Here is a 17,626-nt window from a genome sequence, read left to right on the forward strand (position 1 = left end):
TTTCCATATTTTGCCCAAATAATAAAGGGTGCAATAAGTGATATGTTTTGCCAATTGAATCAATATAGGAAAATAACTGATGGCGAAGACTGTATTCAAAATTTTAGTGATGACCACGGGTCTGAGCAGCGCAATACTGTTCACTGTTATTTCTAGCCAGGCTTTTGCCATGACTCCTTTCCAAGCCAGTTATCAATTTAGCTATAATGGCAAGAATATGGGTTCTGCAACGCGGACTTTAAGCAAATCAGGCAATAACTGGACTTATGTCTTTGCTGCAAAAGCCGGAGGTATTGCCTCTGCAACCGAAACCAGCCGCTTTACTTTTAATAATGGCAAGATCGGCTCAAGCAGTTTCAGTCGCAGCAGTAAAGTGCTGGTGCATAACAACACCATGAGTATTAATTTTAATCCTTCCAGCAAAAGCATCAGTACCAAGAAAGACGATGAAAAACGCTCTTTTGCCTGGAGAGCAGATGTTCTGGATGAGTTGAATGCGGAATTGCAGATCCGTGAAGACTTAAAAAATTCAGGCCTGAAAGCAAATTACTATATCGCTGATGCTAAAGAAGTTGAAGGCCGTAAGTTTATCAAACAGGGTTCAGAGACTATAAGCACCAAATACGGATCCTTTAATACCATTAAAGTGGTGATGAAACACAGCAAACCAGGTCGTGAAACCATTTTCTGGCTGGCACCAAAACTTGACTATCTTCCAGTCAAAGTTTCGCATGTCGACAAGAAAACCTCCTATGGTTTACTGTTAACTGACTATAAAGGTGCAAGCAACTAAGTTTTTGGCGAATTTCACTTGATTTTTTCCGGGTGCTTTTTACAATACGCTTTTGCTTGAAAAAGCACCTGCTCTTGAGGATTCTCCCGTGCATGCACTAGAACAGAAAATCTTGGCTGAAGGCATCGTCCTCTCTGAAGAAGTTTTGAAAGTAGACTCTTTCTTAAACCATCAGATTGATCCAGTCATGATGCAACTGATTGGTCAAGAATTTGCGCGTCTGTTTAAGGATGCTGGTATTACCAAAATTATTACGATTGAAGCATCAGGTATTGCACCTGCCGTAATGGCCGGCCTAGAGCTTGGCGTACCTGTAATCTTTGCACGTAAATACCAGTCTCTCACCCTGAAAGATGATTTATATCGTTCTAAAGTCTTTTCATTTACCAAACAGACTGAAAGCACAATCGCGATTTCAAATAAACACATCAGCTCAACCGATAAGGTTTTAGTGATCGATGATTTTCTGGCTAATGGTCAAGCGGCTTTAGGTCTTGCAGACCTGATCCACCAGGCAAATGCAGAAGTAGTCGGTATTGGCATTGTGATTGAAAAATCATTCCAGCCAGGTCGTGACCTGCTGCTTGAAAAAGGCTACCGTGTGGAATCACTGGCACGCGTAAAGTCTTTGACAAATGGCACAGTTGAATTTGTTCGCGACTAAGCTCGCCAATGAATTTTAAAAGAGCGCTGATGCGCTCTTTTTTTATTGTGTTTTTCTGATGATATAAATTTAAAATATCCAGAGCTCAGCCTAAGTTCTTATTTATTTTTCCAGATTTGCTCCTAGATAAATGGCTTAATCTTAAGCTCCAGGCTATTTAATTTCTGAAATAGAGAGTGTCAAACAAATAAGTACTTTTTTATCCGATGAATAAACAACAATTTATGTGGATGTTATTATAAAATAAAGAGGCCTAACTATCTGCCAATAGTTAGACCTGTGTTTCCTTCAAAAAAAGAGTTTATTTAACAGTCACTGTGATACTACCGCTATTCACAGCACCGATAGCGGTAGTTGTGATGCTGTTGTTAATAGCAGTTTGAGTTCCTTCTGAAATAGCACTGACAGATGCATCAATAGCACCCGCATTATAGGCAATATTCGCTACACTATAATTGCTTAAAGTTTCATTGATTTCCTCACTATAGTCAGTACTTAGTGTCGAACTCACAACTTCCGAGATATCTGAACTATCCGCAACCTCTGATAGCTCCTCTAGAGTTTCAGAATTATTAGTTGCACTCGTTACTTCACTGTAGTCGTAGTTATCCGTTGCATCTGATATGTCTGATACCACCTTATTGTAGCTACCCTGCTCAATACTGATACTACCTGTATTCGCGGCACCAATCGCAGTAGTTTCAATTGTACCTTCAATTGAACTAATGGCGTCTGGTGCTTCTCTTGTAGCTTCTGCAATTGCTTCTAAATCGACACTTGCATCAACATCACCTGTATTCACTGCAAGATTCAAAGCAGAACCATTTTCAACCTGCTGAGAAATAGAATCCAGGGTAGCTTGTAAGCCTGTATCTACGGTGACATCAGTAGGTGTTTCACCATCTTGGGCGTATGCCATACCTGCGCTAGACAGAAAGGCGACGGATAAAGCGATTGTTTTGATCGTATTTTTCATCGTTGTTCTTCCTACTTTTGTTTTGAAGTACCTCTCGCTAAGTACTCCTTCTTATAATGGGAGCGAGCCCATTTTTAAATATTCTTAATCACGTTGGGTGCTAGACCAGTAATTTTCGACCACATCAGGATTAACCTCCCATAGCGTTGTGGTTTTTTCATCTTCTTGTTCTTTAGCAGCTTCTTCTTGAGTATCTTTTTCTTCATTCTTTTCATTTGAAGAAGGTTGACGCTGCTTCTTGCTGATATATTTAATCAAGTCCTGTTTACTCATTTCAGGCTCTGCTTCAGGGTTTTGAATCACCTCGGACTCTTTCTGTTTAGGCGGTTTTGTATCTTTACTCGGGGAGTTGGTTAACTTATTTTTTTCATTGGATGAGTCTGCCTGGCTTGAGACTGACTCCTGAACAACACTGCTTGAAGCTGTACTATTTTGTTGCTGGTTTTTCTTGTATTTATGCAGAGCGACAGAACTTCGGGTTAAGTTCAATTGACCAAACTCTGGCGGTATCTGCGCACGGCAACTTTCAAATACGGCGGGTGGGACAACCTGACTCAGCAATTCAAAAGTGGCCAGATTCAACATTTGCCGCAAGGCAAAGTTAGTTGCCTCTCGTTCTCCTTTTCCAATCTGAATATTTAAGAGTGTACGACCAGCGAATCTGCCTGCACTTAAGCCATAATCCTGTGCAGCAATTTGCTTCTGCAATGAAACATTGCCCACGACTTTACTGCTGCGGGTATCAGTCAAAGATAAATCCAGACCGACCATAATCCGGGTTTGACTATAATTCGGACCGACACCAGCGATCTGCATGTCAAAACCACCACCCGGAATAAAATCCAGACTGTTAATACTGCCTGTCACATAATAATCAGAGGCCTGGATTTGTCTGGGGTCACGAATGCCCCACTTGGCTTCGCTTTCGATAATCCGGGGATCACGCCGGTTCATTAAGCTTACCCCCGCCTGAAACAAGGCAGATTGCACCATATCTCCCGCACCTTGGGTCACCATTTTTCCGCTACCACCATTGGTAACTACATCCTTACCGGTTTGATCCAGAATTGCCCCCACGGAGAAACTCACATCACTACGTAATTGTCCTTTTAGGCAGGATAAAGCCATATCAAAAGGGGTAAAAATATCGGTAATTGGGGGGCCTTGTACCAGGCTAACTGGCTTCTTGTTTGAGGGCGCTAAACCCGTGCAGCCTGTTAAAAAAGAGCTGAAAAGGACAGTGGCACTCACGAAAGATATATGTCTTCTGGTCGAGGAGAAATTCAACATTGTGATTCTCCTGGTCTGTTACTTAAATTAAGACAGCGCTGAGGATTTTGGTTGGTATTTGAATTGACTGGTGCTTCATTCAGCAACTCACTCGTAATATCGATACTGTTGTCTCTACCCTCTACATTGATATTGTTGGTCGGGGTATTTACCGTCCCGATGGAAGTAGTTGAGGTGCTATGAACGGTGGTTTTACCTAATCCGGAATAATAGTCTGACTCCTTAAGTTCGATCAGATTGGCTTGAACTAGATTCTCATTGGAACGGGCACTGGATGATTTCCAACGCTGAGTCCACTCATCAGAGGTGGCATAAGCGTTACTCAAAAAACATAAACCTAATAAACCCAGATTGATAACTAATATTCTCATAATCTTAATATCCTCTGACTTAAGATATTTATTTAATTTTTCATTTAAGTAAGATTAAATTTATCTGAAAAATATTAAATCACATAAAATTATAAAATGTAAAACTTATCCCAATTCACTTATTTTTTTTGTTTTATTTAAAAATATAGATTATTGTTTTTATTAAATTAATATATATTTGTTTATTATTTGTGATTTGTAAGAAATCATTATATAAATTTTTTTTGAATATAAAATTCATATAAAAAACTTGATTAAGATAATATATTTTTTATATTATTAATAATCAAAAATTTATCTAATAAAGATTAGAATTATTGTGCTTTTTATATTTTAAAGGTCGTAAATTTTTATTTTATTAGAACTTCCATTTAATAACGATAAATGTCACACTTTATTTAAAATACAATTAATCAATCACAATAAAGATTACTTATAAAGAAACGCCAATATTCAGGTGTATTTTGGCTGAAAAATTTAAATAGTCCCGATAAGAACTCGTTTACATATTTTTCGACTTCCCTTCCTTTTTCATCTCGAATCCCAAAATAGTCTTTCTAAGAGCACAATATTTAGACTGATAAGAAAAGAACATTTCTGATGATCTTGAGATTTGCCATTTCCTCAATGACAGGTTAAGAATTGCGTTAATCAACCAAGAAGGCATATATTTACAGCTGAAATACAATGTTTTAGCGTGAACTCAACTAGAATCAAGTGAGTATGCAATGTTTCTGATTTGCGAATTCAAAACTTATCTAGTGTGTTGTTGTATGTTATGAATAAGTGCTGATCAGGGCACACACCCTATTCCCGACAAACCTAAAACAAGCACATCTCAATCCTTGATGGAACAATCTATGCAATGTCCTAAATGTGGCTCAGCTGATATCGAACAGCGCGATCATGAACAGAATTTAAAGAAAATTGGCGGCATTCTCATGAGTTCAGCGGGTGCAACTGCAGGGACTGTGGGTGGCGCTGCTTCAGGTGCATCGATTGGCGCTGCAATTGGTACAGTAGCCGGACCTTTAGGTGTGATTGTCGGCGGAACCGTAGGCACTTTTGTCGGTGCAATCAGTGTCGGGATTACCGGCGGTGTGGTCGGTAATTTTCTGGGGAAAAAAGCCGGGGTTTCTGTCGACCGTAATCTGTTTCAGGATTATCAATGTCTGAAATGCAAATACAGATTTAGTCAAAAAGATCAAAAAGATCAAAAAGATCAAAAAGATCAAAAAGATCAAAAAGAAGCCTAATAAAATTCAGGAAATGAAGTTCATTCTTCATTTCCTGTGAGTGCTTGTCAGACTCGATTGAGTTTCAGTACCACTTCACCTAAACGCTTGCCTTGTACTTCACACAGAATTTTTTCATCCTGACTCAGGCCCTGATCATGCCGTGGGCCGCTGACATGACTAGCGCCATAAGGCGTACCACCAGTTTTGGTATTCGAGAGTGCCGGTGTTGAGTTACTAAGCCCCATGATCATCATGCCATGATGGAACAACGGCGGCAGCATGGTCAGCAAAGTACTTTCCTGTCCGCCATGCATGGAACCTGATGCCGTAAACACGCAAGCCGGTTTACCGTGTAGCGCTCCATTCAGCCACAGACTCGTGGTCTGATCCCAAAAATATTTCATTTCAGAGGCCATATTGCCAAAACGGGTCGGTGAACCAAGCGCCAGGCCGGCACATTGCGCCAGATCGTCCAGAGTACAGTAAATATCCCCTTCTGCCGGAATACTCGGTTCAGCGACTTTTACCATGCTGGATATATTTGGAACTGTCCTGATTTTTACTGCCACGCCTGCCGCTTCAATTCCATTGGCAATCAGATGCGCCATTTCTTTGGTTGAGCCATATTTGCTGTAATATAAAACAAGGACATAAGGTTGCATAATGGTTCTTATTCATTACTTAAAAAAATAAAACTATACGATACTTTGCAAGTTTTTTGGTTAAGCTGATGATGAAAATTCATGATGATTAAAAAAATTGAGATTGGATGCAGATGATTGTTAAGTATTTAAAGAAATTACCTTTCTATGAAAAACACTGGTTTCAATTTGTTTTATTTGTACTTCGACGCTTTGAAGCAGACCGCTGTCGCGAACAGGCAGGTTCCCTGACCTATACCACCCTGTTTGCGGTGGTGCCTATGCTGACGGTTTTTCTGGTAATTATCTCTTCCATTAAAGCGCTGGAACCTGCGCGGCAGCAATTGCAACAACTGATCTATAGTAATTTTTTACCCAAAACTACAATTGCCTTTGATAAGGCCCTGAATGCCTTTACCGATAAATCCAGCAATCTCACCATCATTGGTATTCTGTTCTTGTTTGTGACGACAGTATTGATGCTCAGCAGTATCGAAACGGTGTTTAACCGCATTTGGCGCGTGACTGAAACGCGGGGCGGAATTATGGGCTTTATGCGTTACTGGACCATCATTTCGCTCGGGCCGATTTTACTCGGCAGTGCATTTGTGATTTCTTCGACCGTGGCATCCATGAGCATTCTCAGCAATAACTTTGCCGGTTATGAGCTTGATGGCGCTTTTGTCCTCTGGGCGATTTCCTTTTCTTTGACTGTACTCGGATTTTTCATTTTGAACTGGACCATCCCGAATCGCAGTGTACCGCTTAAATCTGCCTTTATTGCCGGTCTATTTAGTGCCGTGGTGTTTGAGCTGCTGAAAAATCTGTTTGGCTATATCATGTCAAACTTTACCAGCTATGAGATCGTCTATGGTGCCTTCGCCGCCGTGCCGATTTTCCTGCTCTGGATTTATCTGTCGTGGATTATTGTGTTACTGGGGGTTGAAATCAGCTATGCCCTGACGGCGTTTGAATCTGGGCAGGACAATAAACGCCATCCCATCGTCATGCTGCTGGATCTGTTAGAATTATTTTATAAAAAGCAGAAAACTGGTGAAAGCATCAGTGAAGCCCAAGCACTTGAGGTCTTAGGCCGGGATGAAATTGGACGCTGGCCGAGCTATGTCGCCATGTTTGAAAAGCAGAATTTGATCAAACGTACCGATGAAAATGAATATGTGCTGGTTCGTGATCTGGATCAGGTCAGCTTCTGGAATTTTTATCTGCAATTACCCTATCCACTGCCACGCAAAAACCATCTCACCAATGCCCAGACTGATGACATCTGGATGCAAAATTTCTCACCTAGATTACAGGAAACCGATCAATATCTGGAAGAAAAACTCAATTTTCCATTGTCCGAACTGTTCCGACATAAATAAAAAAATCCTCTCGCTTGAGAGGATTTTTTTTAACTGATAGCGGTAGATTTCCAGCAGACTATAGCGCCTGCAGTCACCAAACCCGTCCCGATCCAAAAACTGAGTTCGGGTCTGACATCCAGAATCAGCATTGACATGACCGAAGAAAGAATCGGCATAAAATAGGTGGCTAAAATCAGCACCTTGATATTGCCGAACTGCATACTCTGATTCCAGTTACTATAGGCGATGCCAATCAGACTACCCACCACTGCAATTCCCAGCCATAGCTTGAATGTGGGCATGATAAAAGGTTCGTTTAATCCTAAATGTAAGAACCATAAGCTAATTACAGCGACCAAAAAGAAAATCGGTACACCATTTTGTCCGCGGCCATAGGTCCTAGTTAGAACGCAGTAGCAAGGCCATAACAAAGCGCCGAGAAAGGCAAAGCCATAGGCCCAAGGATTTTCAGCTAAAGCCTGCATAAACTTCGGCAGATTAGTGATTTCTGGATTGACCACCAGCATCAGTCCCATCACAGCGAGCAGAAAGCCTGGAATCACCCAGAGGCGAGCCTGCAACTGTCGGGCAAAAATCGAAAAAACAATCATCAAGGGTGGCCACAGATAATTGATCATGGCAATCAGCATCACCTGTTCACGATTATCCGACCATGCCACAGCAACCAGAAATAGAATCTCATAAGCCACAAATAAAGCGCCACAACCGAGCAGATAACGCTTGGACATTTGCATGATTTTTGGAAAGCCGGTGAACGCAAAAATCGCCAGACTGCTAAAACTATAAATTAAAGCAATCCCCTGCACTGCACTGGTGGATTCAGTAATCAGTTTCACTACGGCGACCAGACTGGCCCAGATCAGAATAGAAGACAGACCAATCCAGGTCGCTAAATTTACAGACCAGATTTTCATGCTTGCTCTTGAATGCTTTTATTGATATTCGGTTTTTTCAGCCATCCCTGCAAACTCACTAGAATCACACCCAGCATGACCATACAGGTGCCGATAATAAAATTGATTTCGATATGTTCATCCAGAATCAGTACGCCGAACAGCATGCCGAATACAGGGGTCAAAAAGGAAAATACCCCTAGACGCGATGCCAGATAATGCTTCAGCATCCAGAACCAGATCAGATAACTGGCAAAGGAAATCAGCACGGTATGAAAAACCAGACTGGAAATAGACAACACCGTCCATTGAATGGCTGCTTGTCCAGTCAGAACAGCCAGAGGCAATAACAGCATTCCACCTATCAATAATTGATAGAACAAAGTCTGGGTTGCAGGTGCTTCAGCCAGCCGGCTCAGACGTACACTGACTGTGGTGGCTGCCCAGAATACGCCGCCAAGCAAAGCCAGAAAATCTCCCCACAAGGCATCAGTTTGTAAAGTTGATTCTGTCTGTGGACGTAACAGAAAGCTGACTACAATTCCGCTAAAGGCAAGAAATATTCCGCCCCATTGCACAGAAGACAAACGCTCTGCCGGCAATTTCCAGTGTAAACCCAAAGCCACAAAAATCGGCGCGGTATAAAGTAAAACAATCGTATGCGAGGCTGAGGTATAACGCAGTGCCTCACCAATCAGATAGAATTCGGTTGCAAACAACACACCGACTAGTAATCCTGCAGGTAAATAGCGTGCATTCCAGAGTTGACGGCGCACGCTCTGCTGAATCAGGGGATAAACCATCAGCGCAGACAAGGCTGAACGCAAGGCAATTTGCATCAGGGCTGAAATATCATTCGCGGCCCACTTCAGTACCACCTGTTGTAAACCCCACAACATACACAATACAAACATGATGGCAGATGCTTTGGCATCTAATGCCTGACGCTGGCTCACATACGGTCCTGTTGCTCATTTGGAAGGTACACTATAAAAGTGTCAGAAATAAAAGATATACTTCAAAACAGACAAATGATGGTGTTATTCAGGCAATTTCGGTGATGCATAAAAAATCCAAGCAGATTCAGCTTCGCTCAAGCAACTTCCGACCCATGATCTGATTAAAGCACCTCTGTGGATCAGTTTCAGGGAAGATCCTGCGCAATCTGTTTATCCGCTACATGGCCATGCCTGGGGAGAATTTGTCTATGCTTTTCATGGCGTGATGGAAGTGAATATTAATCATATAAATTATGTGACGCCTTCACCTCACGGCATCTGGCTCCCACCGAATTTAGAGCATCGTGGTCTGAACCGTACCGCAGTTTCTCATGGCACTCTGTATGTGCATGAATCACTTTGTAGCCAACTGCCCACTCAACCGGGCATCCTGCTCAGCGCCCCCTTGGTCACTGCTTTATTTACCCACCTGAAACAACTACATCAGCAAGATCATCCGGGATTCGAGAATTCAGCTGAATATCAGCGTCTGCTACAGGTGCTGCTTGATCAGCTCCAGCAAGCCCAACTGGTCAGCAGTTATCTACCGCATTCAGAACATGCATTGCTGAAACAGATTTTAGATTATTTACATCAGCATCCGGCAGATCAGAGCTCGCTGCAGCAACTGGCCGAACGCGTCAATTTAACCGAGCGGACGTTAGCGCGATATAGCCAGAAAGAACTGGGAATGTCACTGCATGAATGGCGGCAACGCCTGAAAGTGATGCAGGCCATGTCTTTATTAAATGCAGCGCATAGTGTCGAGAGCATTGCCTTTGATCTGGGCTATGCCAATGCCTCAGCATTTATCAGCATGTTTAAACGCTGGATGGGAAGCACCCCAGATCAGTTTCGCAAGCGTTATACTGTTAATGATTAAAATTATGCATATGAAAAAGGAGCCAATAGGCTCCTTTGATTCAAAATCCTGGTTATTTCACAAAAGTCGTCCAGACATAATCTTGAGCCTGCCCTTTGAGGGTCATTTTCAGTTGATCGCCTGAATGTAATGCCGCAACGCCTGCCGGTGTACCGGTCATCACCACATCCCCTTCTTCCAAAGTAAAGACCTGACTGATGTCAGCCAGCAAGGTCGCAATATCAAATATCAATAAAGCGGTATCACCTTTTTGACGTAGCTCATCATTGACTTGCAGTGTGTAATGCACATCTTTCCAGTCAGTGACTACATCGGCGACAGGCACCCAATCCGACAACAAACAAGAACCATCAAAGGCTTTGGCACGTTCCCAAGGCTGGCCTTTTTTCTTGAGATCATCCTGTAAATCACGCAAAGTTAAGTCCAGACCTAAACTCACAGCACCCACAGCGTCAAGTGATTTCACAGGATCGCTTTCTTTGCTTAAAGTCCGGTCAATACGCAAACTCAATTCACATTCATAATGACAATTGCCCCATTCCGGATTCCACTCAATGCCTGCTTCAAGCGAACTTAAGGCACTCGGTGGCTTGATAAACAATACCGGACGATCAGGGATCGCATTGCCGAGTTCTTTGGCATGATCGGCATAACTGCGACCCACGCAAACGATTTTGGATGGACGTGTGCTCATGATCAAAACTTCCCTTTTATAGATATCTGAATTATTTTTTAAATGTATGCTCGAACATACTCTGTTCAGTGCCGTCCTTAAATGCACGCTTCGGCACAATAACCACGGTACGGTTTTTTAATTCCAGCATATAAGTGAGTTTACCGACAGCAAAATTCTGCACTTCGCTATATGGCACCAACTTACTACGATCATTATTAAAAATTTCCGCATAGTCCTGATACAAATCAATACCCTGTTCGCTTTTACCAAACTGATATTTAACAAACTGACGTTTAAACATCATCGGCAGGAACCAGTAACGCATAATACCTTGCAGGAGCAGAAAGAATGCGCCCAAAGCCACGTAATAACGTCCGACGCCATCAAAACCCATCGAGAAACCCCAGATGATGATCCCGATACTGACCAGAGGCGTCAGAAAACGTGAAATCTGCTTTTTACCAAACGTCGCCAGGGCAAAACCATCCTGAGATTCTTCTAAAGTCAGAAAATAACGGGTCGATAAAGTCGGTGCTGACTCAGTCATAGCATCACATCAAAAATAAAATCTTGCCCAATACTATACCAAAATATCCATAGCGCTTATGGCCTGTCGCATCAATTACATAACTTTGCTTTGGAAATACGTGCATTTGGTTTTAAATAAACAGCAATTAAAACAAAAAATACGCAACAGGATGTTGAATGAAAGAATTAAAGCAATGCATGCTCATCGGTGTTTGTTTGGCAGTTTCTGTCCCAGCACTGGCCAAGATTATTCCCTGGAATGCCGAAATACCAAGCAGTCTGAGTGCTTATCAGGGCAATGCCCAGCAACTGGCAGAATTAACCGGCGAGCGGATTCTGATTTATGCGCATCCAACCAGTAAAACTCAGCTTCCCACCTTAAACAGTAATGCAGCCAGCAAGACACAGTTTTATAGTGCGGCTGTAGTATTGCCTGTGGCTGAAGCTCAGGTTGAAAAATTGCTGCAACATTATCCGAATTATGTCGGTCTGTTTCCGACCTTAAAGTCGGCCAAGGTGCTGGAGCAGCAGGGTTCGATTCAGCAGGTTAAATATCAGGTTCATATCCCGACCCCGATTCCAGTCTTGAACTTTAAAGAAACCGTAGTGATGCAGCATCATCTGGGTGAAAACAGCATCAGCACCTTAATTATTGATGCGCCAATTCTCTATGGTGCAGGAAAACTGGAGTGGTTTGCACTGGGTCCGCATAGAACGCTGGTGACTGTCACCCAATGGGGCGACCTGAACCAGCCCAAAGGCTTTTTATTCAGTAAAATCCTGAATGCGCTACCTGAAGCCAAACTCGGCATTCCGCCGAGTACCAATGCATTTCTGCTGGAAGCACTACAACAACGCTTTAAAATCGAGCATACAGCAGCACTAGCAACTCCGATTCCGCAACTTAGATTCAACCCTCAACAGCTACAAAAAATTGCCCAGATCAGCCAAAAGTCTGGTCAACCGGTCAGTTTCATTTTTCCGAACTATCAGATTAAAGAAGGAAAAGCCTCAGAAAATTTAAGATTTAGCAGCACCTATCAATATTTTGCGCATCCGGTCGAAAAATTGCGACCGTGGTTAGCGGCTGAAGCGACGCAGCAGCTTTTTCCTCGGCAGATCAAGAAAGTCGAACTGAATCCGGTCAATACTCAGAATATAGATGCCAACTATAAGGTGTCGGTGGGTTTGGGCGTGATTCAGATCCCGTTTAATTTTAAGATGCATTTTTACCAACCTGATTCCCTGCAAAACCAGTTCAATGCCAATGGCGGTGACTTGAAGTTTGTGAAAGGTGGTATGCGCTTATTGCCGCAGTCACAAGGTACCTTATTTCAAATCACCAGCAGTATGAAAATTCACGATCAGGCGCCGTTCTTATTAAGAGCCATGCGTAGCATGCCCTATCATGATATTTTACCAGCAGTGGGTGGTAATACCGTTTATGCACTGAAAGTGCAGCAAAAATTAAGATGAGCAGGAAGCAGAGAGTTATTGGTTTTTTATATGAAAAATAGTTAAAAATCACAGACGTAAAAAAACCGCATCAACGTGCGGTTTTTTCAGAATTCTTATCAAGATTGGTGCGCTCAGAGAGATTCGAACTCCCGACCCCTTAGTTCGTAGCCAAGTGCTCTATCCAGCTGAGCTATGAGCGCGACGTCTTGATGGGGTGCATTATACGAGCTTTTTCAGTCTTGTTAAGTGTTTTTTAATAAAATCACAACTGAATGTACAGTAATTAAACGATGTATCAAAATTTATAGTTTTCTGCTGAAAATTTCTGCGGATTTAGAGCTAAAAACACTTAATTAATTCAATCAAGAGGCTTGTATTTTCCAAAAATTCCATCACTACGCAATGGGTCAGCCTTAAGTATTCTTAACCAGGTATTCAGCCAGAATAGAATTCAAATATAAAACGACCATCATCCTTGTACACTTTATCACTCGCCTATTGTTCCAGTCTTTACTTCTCCTGCCCTTTGATAATGCGTAAACACAATACCATTTGAGCTGGCCACATGATCTATCAATTGAAAAGCGGCGGGTATTGATTCATGGCTAAACAGGCGTTTGCCAACACCGAGTATAATTGGAAAAGTCAGCAGACGAAGTTCGTCCACAAGCTCATATTTGAAAAGTGTCTGTACCACTGCAGCACTACCATACACGCGAATATCCCCCTCTCCCGATGCTTTAAGATTGATTATCTCATCAATGCTTTTCAGAAAAAGGGTATTTTGCCAGTCGGAATGCTCCAGACTAGTAGAAAGAATATATTTATTGACGTCATTGATTCCCGGCCAGTCTTCAGTATGTGTGGGCCAGTAAGATTCAAAAATCTGAAAAGTATGTTTCCCTAAAAGAATATCGGAGGGCTGCATCCATTTTTGCATAATGACATCAAATGCCGGATCAGGTTCCGCATTAAAATACGGCGCCACCCAGCCACCATATTGAAAGCCACCAGATATATCTTCTTCTGGGCCGCCGGGCCCCTGCATCACGCCATCGAGGGTCAAAAATTCCTGGACAATGATTTTTCTCATCACGACTGCCTTTATTTTTATTCACTCGCCTGAGACTTATTTTTAGCACGTGTTGTCTGGTGTTTCTGTAAATTTTAGGCACAAAAAAACCGCAACATGTGCGGTTAATTGTTCAAGTTGGTGCGCTCAGAGAGATTCGAACTCCCGACCCCTTAGTTCGTAGCCAAGTGCTCTATCCAGCTGAGCTATGAGCGCGTAACTTGTGTGCCTCGGTTGGCAATACGTTTTTTCTGCTTAACTTACTTGGTGCGCTCAGAGAGATTCGAACTCCCGACCCCTTAGTTCGTAGCCAAGTGCTCTATCCAGCTGAGCTATGAGCGCGCGACATAAGTAAGCGTGGCGGTGAGAGAGGGATTCGAACCCTCGATACAGTTACCCGTATGCGTCCTTAGCAGGGACGTGGTTTCAGCCACTCACCCATCTCACCGTAACGTGCGGCCATAATACAAATTTCGGCATGGCACTGCAAGCGCAGCATCAAAAAAAAGTGCATATTTTTGCTCGTTTAAATACTTTTTAAGCAATTCCTCGATTTTTCGCGCATTTTGATGGCAAAAAAACTGCATAAATTTCCAGTTATCGAAAATTAACAGAAAATTGAAAACTTAAATGGATTATTGCAATCATTTACGTGCAGTCTGCGCATACATGTTTTATGCTAAACCTATCTCCTAAGATAAATTTAAAGACATGATGAAAAACTGGGTCGATCCTGAAGCAAAAGCTGAAGCCGAACGTTATGACAACCCTATCCCTAGCCGCACGCTCATTTTAGAAACCATCGAAAAGAACAATGCCCAGTCCCATGCAGACCTGGTCGAACATTTTGAAATTGCAGATCAAAAAAGTATTGATGCCCTGAGCCATCGTTTAATTGCGATGGTGCGTGACGGGCAACTGATGAAAGACGGCTACAAGTTTCAGATTGCCGTCGAGCAACCTGAATCCGAAGCGACGGTTTATATCAATTCCCGAGGGATGGGAACTGCCAACATTTCCGGCCAGGATGACCTATTATTGGCTGAGCGTGAACTGCGTCTGGTCTTTAATGGTGACCGCGTTAAAGTGCGTCAGACTTCGGTAGACCGTAAAGGTAAGGCCTGGGGCTATATTACTGAAGTTGTGCAGCATCGTGTCAAACAGATCATTGGTAAAGTGTCAGAGTATGATGGTGAATACTTTATCCAGCCAGCCAACCCGAATGCACATCAGCCAATCACCCTTGAAAAAGAACTGATCGAACATGCCCAGGTCAATCTGGGTGACTCGATTCGTGTGGCGATTGATACCTATCCGACCCGTGAAGAATTCGCGACTGGGCATATTGTGCAGTCCATGGCAGACAAGGCCGATACTGAAATCATCATTCCACAAACCATTTTAGAATATGGTTTGCCTTATGAATTCCCGGAAGAAGTGGTTAAAGAAGCCGAGAGCTTTAAAGAACCAACGGCCAAAGACCATGAAGGTCGTGTGGATCTGCGTGATTTAGCCTTAGTTACTATTGACGGTGAAGATGCACGTGACTTTGATGATGCCGTTTATGCCGAAAAACGTCCGGGTGGTGGCTATCGTGTGGTCGTGGCCATTGCCGATGTCAGCCATTATGTGCGTCCAGGCAAACCGCTGGATGATGAAGCGCAGGAACGCGGGACGTCAGTCTACTTCCCGCACTTTGTTTTACCGATGCTGCCTGAAGCATTGTCGAATGGCCTGTGTTCGTTAAATCCGAATGTTGACCGCCTATGTATGGTCTGTGATTTAAAACTGTCACGTGCTGGCCGTGTTACCGGTTTTGAGTTCTATCCATCTGTTATGCATTCCAAGGCACGTTTGACCTATGATCAGGTCGCACAGTATCTGGAAGGTGACAGTCAAGCCATTACCGAAGACCGTGAAGTTCGCAAGTCGATCAACACCCTGTTCCAGCTTTATCAAGTTCTTAAAAGTTTACGTGCTGAACGCCATGCCATGGAATTTGAAACCGTCGAAACTTACATGACCTTCGACGAACTGGGCGGAATTAAAGAAATTTTGCCGCGTAGCCGTAATGATGCGCATAAGCTGATTGAAGAATGTATGTTGCTGGCCAACGTGGCAGCCGCAGAATATGCATTGAAAAATGAAATGCCAATGTTGTACCGCGTGCATGAGCCACCTGAGTTCTCACGTATCCAGAAAGTCCGTGACTTCGTCAAGCTGCTGGGTTTGAATTTCCCGGAACAGCCGACTCAGAAAGATTATCAGGCGGTGATTGAAGCGACCAAAGAACGGATTGATGCACCAAGTATTCATGCGGTGTTATTACGCTCCATGATGCAGGCTTACTATGGTGCGAGTAATGCAGGCCATTATGGTCTGGCTTATGAAGCCTATACACATTTCACTTCACCAATTCGCCGTTATCCGGATCTGTTATTGCATCGTGCAATCAAAGCACATTTAAATAACAAGCCATCTCCACTTTCAGGTGGTGCTTTAGATGAAGCTGGTGACCATTTCTCTGCCACAGAACGTCGTGCAGATGAAGCATCACGCTCGGTAACGACCTGGTTGAAATGCCATTATATGCAGCAGCATCTGGGTGAAGAATTTGTCGGCATTATTAGTGCAACGGCAGAATTTGGCCTGTTTGTCACGCTAAAAGACCTGTATGTCGATGGTATGGTGCATGTCAGCCAGCTAGGCGATGACTTCTTTGTCTTTGATCAAAGCAGCCAGAATCTGATCGGCCAGAACCGTGGTCAGGTCTTTGGTCTGGGTGATGAAGTCAAAATCAAGGTTGCCGGTGTCAATCTGGAAGAACGCAAGATCGACTTTGAACTGGTGCAACAACTCAGTCATGCCGGCCGTGCAGTTCGTGCCCGTGCACCGCGCGTGAGCGAGAAAAAACCAGTATCACGTCCAGCAGCAACCGAAGAAGTGTTCGGCAACAATGAACGTGAATCTAAATCCAACCTGAGCACCGATGGAGAACAGCCCATACGACGCAAAAAAGGAAAAGGAAAACCCAGCTCTTACAGTAAAAAGTCTGCTAAACCATCTGCAGGAAAGTCTGAAGCAAAGGTTAAAGATAAAGTAAAGAAAAAGGCCAAGGTCAAAAAGAAAAAGTCGAATGCAAAAGCCAAGACTGAATAATTTTTGACGGTTTAAAAAGAGTGCTACGGCGCTCTTTTTTATTCAATACGAACAGAAGATAATAATTTAGAATAAATTTTATCTACATCTGCTATATGATTCTTGATTTTCTCTTCACAAACATTTTGGTCTAATTTTTCATCTATTTGCTCGATTTTTGCATCAATAATCTTGTTATAAATATCTGTAAATTTTTTAGAAATTAAAATAAATTCTGATTTATCAGAAAGGTTCTCAATAAGAACTAAAATTGCATATACTTGATAGTATGATTCTTTCATTTCATTAAAATCAGATTTTTTCCATTCAGGTTTATGAGATAAATCTAAAGTTTTAGTTGTCCACCCAACTAATTGTTTGTAAGCAAAAATAATTTCATCTCTTTCAACTTTTCTATTTTCTTGTTCTTTCCATTTATCTAATAAAATGTAACCTGCATAACCAATAAATAAGGTAGCTGACCAACTCATCATCGTGGCAAATGCTCCTTTATCTAGATCATTATCATAAGGCTTTGTTGCACAAAGCTGTTCGTAAGGTCTAATTCAGCAATATAATTTCCGAATGAAGAAGCCTCCACCTAATATCTACCGTACAATCA

General features: G+C 42.5%; 17 protein-coding genes and 4 tRNA genes. 7 read left to right on the forward strand and 14 right to left on the reverse strand.

Annotation, left to right across the window (positions count from 1 at the left end):
- Positions 1–79 precede the first annotated feature (79 nt).
- Both NI464_RS12635 and NI464_RS12640 read left to right on the forward strand, forming a co-directional pair.
- A complete protein-coding gene (locus NI464_RS12635) occupies positions 80–793 on the forward strand; it encodes a DUF3108 domain-containing protein (protein WP_005108628.1) in 714 nt (237 codons plus the stop codon).
- Positions 794–881: 88 nt separating this feature from the next.
- The gene (locus tag NI464_RS12640) at positions 882–1,457 is read left to right on the forward strand and encodes a xanthine phosphoribosyltransferase (protein WP_004732222.1); all 576 of its coding nucleotides are present in this window, start codon (positions 882–884) and stop codon (positions 1,455–1,457) included.
- Positions 1,458–1,758: 301 nt separating this feature from the next.
- Here the strand turns inward: NI464_RS12640 and NI464_RS12645 are convergent, their stop codons facing one another.
- The 3 genes from NI464_RS12645 to NI464_RS12655 form a co-directional block, all read right to left on the reverse strand.
- Positions 1,759–2,433, reverse strand: a complete 675-nt coding sequence (locus tag NI464_RS12645) for a hypothetical protein (protein WP_253138818.1) — start codon at positions 2,431–2,433, stop codon at positions 1,759–1,761.
- An 84-nt stretch (positions 2,434–2,517) separates the two neighbouring features.
- A complete protein-coding gene (locus NI464_RS12650) occupies positions 2,518–3,723 on the reverse strand; it encodes a CsgG/HfaB family protein (RefSeq protein WP_005248179.1) in 1,206 nt (401 codons plus the stop codon).
- Positions 3,717–4,094: a hypothetical protein gene (locus NI464_RS12655; protein WP_253138821.1), complete on the reverse strand. Its 378-nt coding sequence runs from the start codon at positions 4,092–4,094 to the stop codon at positions 3,717–3,719. Before NI464_RS12655 ends, NI464_RS12650 begins: the two co-directional genes overlap by 7 nt.
- Before the next feature lie 848 nt (positions 4,095–4,942).
- Here NI464_RS12655 and NI464_RS12660 point away from each other — a divergent pair.
- Positions 4,943–5,350 (forward strand): hypothetical protein, encoded by a 408-nt coding sequence (locus tag NI464_RS12660; protein WP_171054336.1) that lies wholly within the window; start codon positions 4,943–4,945, stop codon positions 5,348–5,350.
- 47 nt (positions 5,351–5,397) lie between these two features.
- Here the strand turns inward: NI464_RS12660 and wrbA are convergent, their stop codons facing one another.
- The gene (wrbA, locus tag NI464_RS12665; protein WP_034438516.1) at positions 5,398–5,994 is read right to left on the reverse strand and encodes an NAD(P)H:quinone oxidoreductase; all 597 of its coding nucleotides are present in this window, start codon (positions 5,992–5,994) and stop codon (positions 5,398–5,400) included.
- A 113-nt stretch (positions 5,995–6,107) separates the two neighbouring features.
- On the opposite strand from wrbA, the gene NI464_RS12670 reads away from it, so the two are divergent.
- Positions 6,108–7,355, forward strand: a complete 1,248-nt coding sequence (locus NI464_RS12670; protein WP_004645086.1) for a YihY family inner membrane protein — start codon at positions 6,108–6,110, stop codon at positions 7,353–7,355.
- Between the two features lie 29 nt (positions 7,356–7,384).
- Here NI464_RS12670 and yddG read toward each other — a convergent pair whose 3' ends face one another.
- Both yddG and NI464_RS12680 read right to left on the reverse strand, forming a co-directional pair.
- Complete coding sequence (gene yddG / locus NI464_RS12675; RefSeq protein ID WP_004281450.1) at positions 7,385–8,272, reverse strand: aromatic amino acid DMT transporter YddG; 888 nt, start codon at positions 8,270–8,272, stop codon at positions 7,385–7,387.
- Positions 8,269–9,207, reverse strand: a complete 939-nt coding sequence (locus NI464_RS12680) for a DMT family transporter (protein ID WP_005108620.1) — start codon at positions 9,205–9,207, stop codon at positions 8,269–8,271. The genes yddG and NI464_RS12680 overlap by 4 nt, the downstream gene beginning before the upstream one ends.
- A 115-nt stretch (positions 9,208–9,322) precedes the next feature.
- On the opposite strand from NI464_RS12680, the gene NI464_RS12685 reads away from it, so the two are divergent.
- On the forward strand, positions 9,323–10,132 hold the full coding sequence (locus NI464_RS12685; protein ID WP_253138835.1) for an AraC family transcriptional regulator: 810 nt from the start codon (positions 9,323–9,325) through the stop codon (positions 10,130–10,132).
- Between the two features lie 52 nt (positions 10,133–10,184).
- On the opposite strand, the gene NI464_RS12690 is transcribed toward NI464_RS12685, so the two are convergent.
- Together NI464_RS12690 and NI464_RS12695 are read right to left on the reverse strand one after the other, a co-directional pair.
- Positions 10,185–10,826 carry a fumarylacetoacetate hydrolase family protein gene (locus NI464_RS12690; RefSeq protein ID WP_253138823.1) on the reverse strand — a complete coding sequence of 214 codons (642 nt, stop codon included), beginning with the start codon at positions 10,824–10,826 and terminating at the stop codon, positions 10,185–10,187.
- Positions 10,827–10,857: 31 nt separating this feature from the next.
- The gene (locus NI464_RS12695) at positions 10,858–11,355 is read right to left on the reverse strand and encodes a YcxB family protein (protein ID WP_004645081.1); all 498 of its coding nucleotides are present in this window, start codon (positions 11,353–11,355) and stop codon (positions 10,858–10,860) included.
- A 158-nt stretch (positions 11,356–11,513) separates the two neighbouring features.
- Between NI464_RS12695 and NI464_RS12700 the strand changes: the two genes are divergently transcribed.
- Positions 11,514–12,812, forward strand: coding sequence for an SRPBCC family protein (locus tag NI464_RS12700; protein ID WP_253138825.1), 1,299 nt, complete (start codon positions 11,514–11,516; stop codon positions 12,810–12,812).
- A gap of 105 nt (positions 12,813–12,917) precedes the next feature.
- Here the strand turns inward: NI464_RS12700 and NI464_RS12705 are convergent.
- The 5 genes from NI464_RS12705 to NI464_RS12725 all read right to left on the reverse strand — a co-directional run bounded on the left by NI464_RS12705 (position 12,918) and on the right by NI464_RS12725 (position 14,314).
- Positions 12,918–12,994 (reverse strand) — tRNA-Arg (locus NI464_RS12705).
- A 287-nt stretch (positions 12,995–13,281) separates the two neighbouring features.
- Complete coding sequence (locus tag NI464_RS12710; protein ID WP_253138827.1) at positions 13,282–13,887, reverse strand: dihydrofolate reductase family protein; 606 nt, start codon at positions 13,885–13,887, stop codon at positions 13,282–13,284.
- A gap of 118 nt (positions 13,888–14,005) precedes the next feature.
- Positions 14,006–14,082 (reverse strand) — tRNA-Arg (locus NI464_RS12715).
- Positions 14,083–14,131: 49 nt separating this feature from the next.
- Positions 14,132–14,208: transfer RNA gene (locus NI464_RS12720), tRNA-Arg, on the reverse strand.
- A gap of 16 nt (positions 14,209–14,224) precedes the next feature.
- Positions 14,225–14,314, reverse strand: a tRNA-Ser gene (locus NI464_RS12725).
- A 263-nt stretch (positions 14,315–14,577) separates the two neighbouring features.
- Here NI464_RS12725 and rnr point away from each other — a divergent pair.
- Positions 14,578–17,025 carry a ribonuclease R gene (gene rnr, locus NI464_RS12730; RefSeq protein ID WP_253138830.1) on the forward strand — a complete coding sequence of 816 codons (2,448 nt, stop codon included), beginning with the start codon at positions 14,578–14,580 and terminating at the stop codon, positions 17,023–17,025.
- Between the two features lie 38 nt (positions 17,026–17,063).
- Here rnr and NI464_RS12735 read toward each other — a convergent pair whose 3' ends face one another.
- Entirely contained in the window at positions 17,064–17,498 is a 435-nt protein-coding gene (locus tag NI464_RS12735; RefSeq protein WP_071850857.1) for a hypothetical protein, read from the reverse strand.
- Between the last annotated feature and the right edge of the window lie 128 nt (positions 17,499–17,626).

Source organism: Acinetobacter lwoffii (genome assembly GCF_024129685.1).
Classification (GTDB): domain Bacteria; phylum Pseudomonadota; class Gammaproteobacteria; order Pseudomonadales; family Moraxellaceae; genus Acinetobacter; species Acinetobacter lwoffii_X.

Excerpts from the sequence above, each read along its gene's own strand:
- NI464_RS12735 (WP_071850857.1), bottom strand. The coding sequence starts at position 17,498 with ATGATGAGTTGGTCAGCTACCTTATTTATTGGTTATGCAGGTTACATT.
- NI464_RS12650 (WP_005248179.1), bottom strand. The coding sequence starts at position 3,723 with ATGTTGAATTTCTCCTCGACCAGAAGACATATATCTTTCGTGAGTGCC.
- NI464_RS12660 (WP_171054336.1), top strand. The coding sequence starts at position 4,943 with ATGGAACAATCTATGCAATGTCCTAAATGTGGCTCAGCTGATATCGAA.
- NI464_RS12635 (WP_005108628.1), top strand. The coding sequence starts at position 80 with ATGGCGAAGACTGTATTCAAAATTTTAGTGATGACCACGGGTCTGAGC.
- NI464_RS12670 (WP_004645086.1), top strand. The coding sequence starts at position 6,108 with ATGATTGTTAAGTATTTAAAGAAATTACCTTTCTATGAAAAACACTGG.
- wrbA (WP_034438516.1), bottom strand. The coding sequence starts at position 5,994 with ATGCAACCTTATGTCCTTGTTTTATATTACAGCAAATATGGCTCAACC.
- NI464_RS12690 (WP_253138823.1), bottom strand. The coding sequence starts at position 10,826 with ATGAGCACACGTCCATCCAAAATCGTTTGCGTGGGTCGCAGTTATGCC.
- NI464_RS12710 (WP_253138827.1), bottom strand. The coding sequence starts at position 13,887 with ATGAGAAAAATCATTGTCCAGGAATTTTTGACCCTCGATGGCGTGATG.
- rnr (WP_253138830.1), top strand. The coding sequence starts at position 14,578 with ATGATGAAAAACTGGGTCGATCCTGAAGCAAAAGCTGAAGCCGAACGT.
- NI464_RS12645 (WP_253138818.1), bottom strand. The coding sequence starts at position 2,433 with ATGAAAAATACGATCAAAACAATCGCTTTATCCGTCGCCTTTCTGTCT.
- yddG (WP_004281450.1), bottom strand. The coding sequence starts at position 8,272 with ATGAAAATCTGGTCTGTAAATTTAGCGACCTGGATTGGTCTGTCTTCT.
- NI464_RS12695 (WP_004645081.1), bottom strand. The coding sequence starts at position 11,355 with ATGACTGAGTCAGCACCGACTTTATCGACCCGTTATTTTCTGACTTTA.
- NI464_RS12700 (WP_253138825.1), top strand. The coding sequence starts at position 11,514 with ATGAAAGAATTAAAGCAATGCATGCTCATCGGTGTTTGTTTGGCAGTT.
- NI464_RS12655 (WP_253138821.1), bottom strand. The coding sequence starts at position 4,094 with ATGAGAATATTAGTTATCAATCTGGGTTTATTAGGTTTATGTTTTTTG.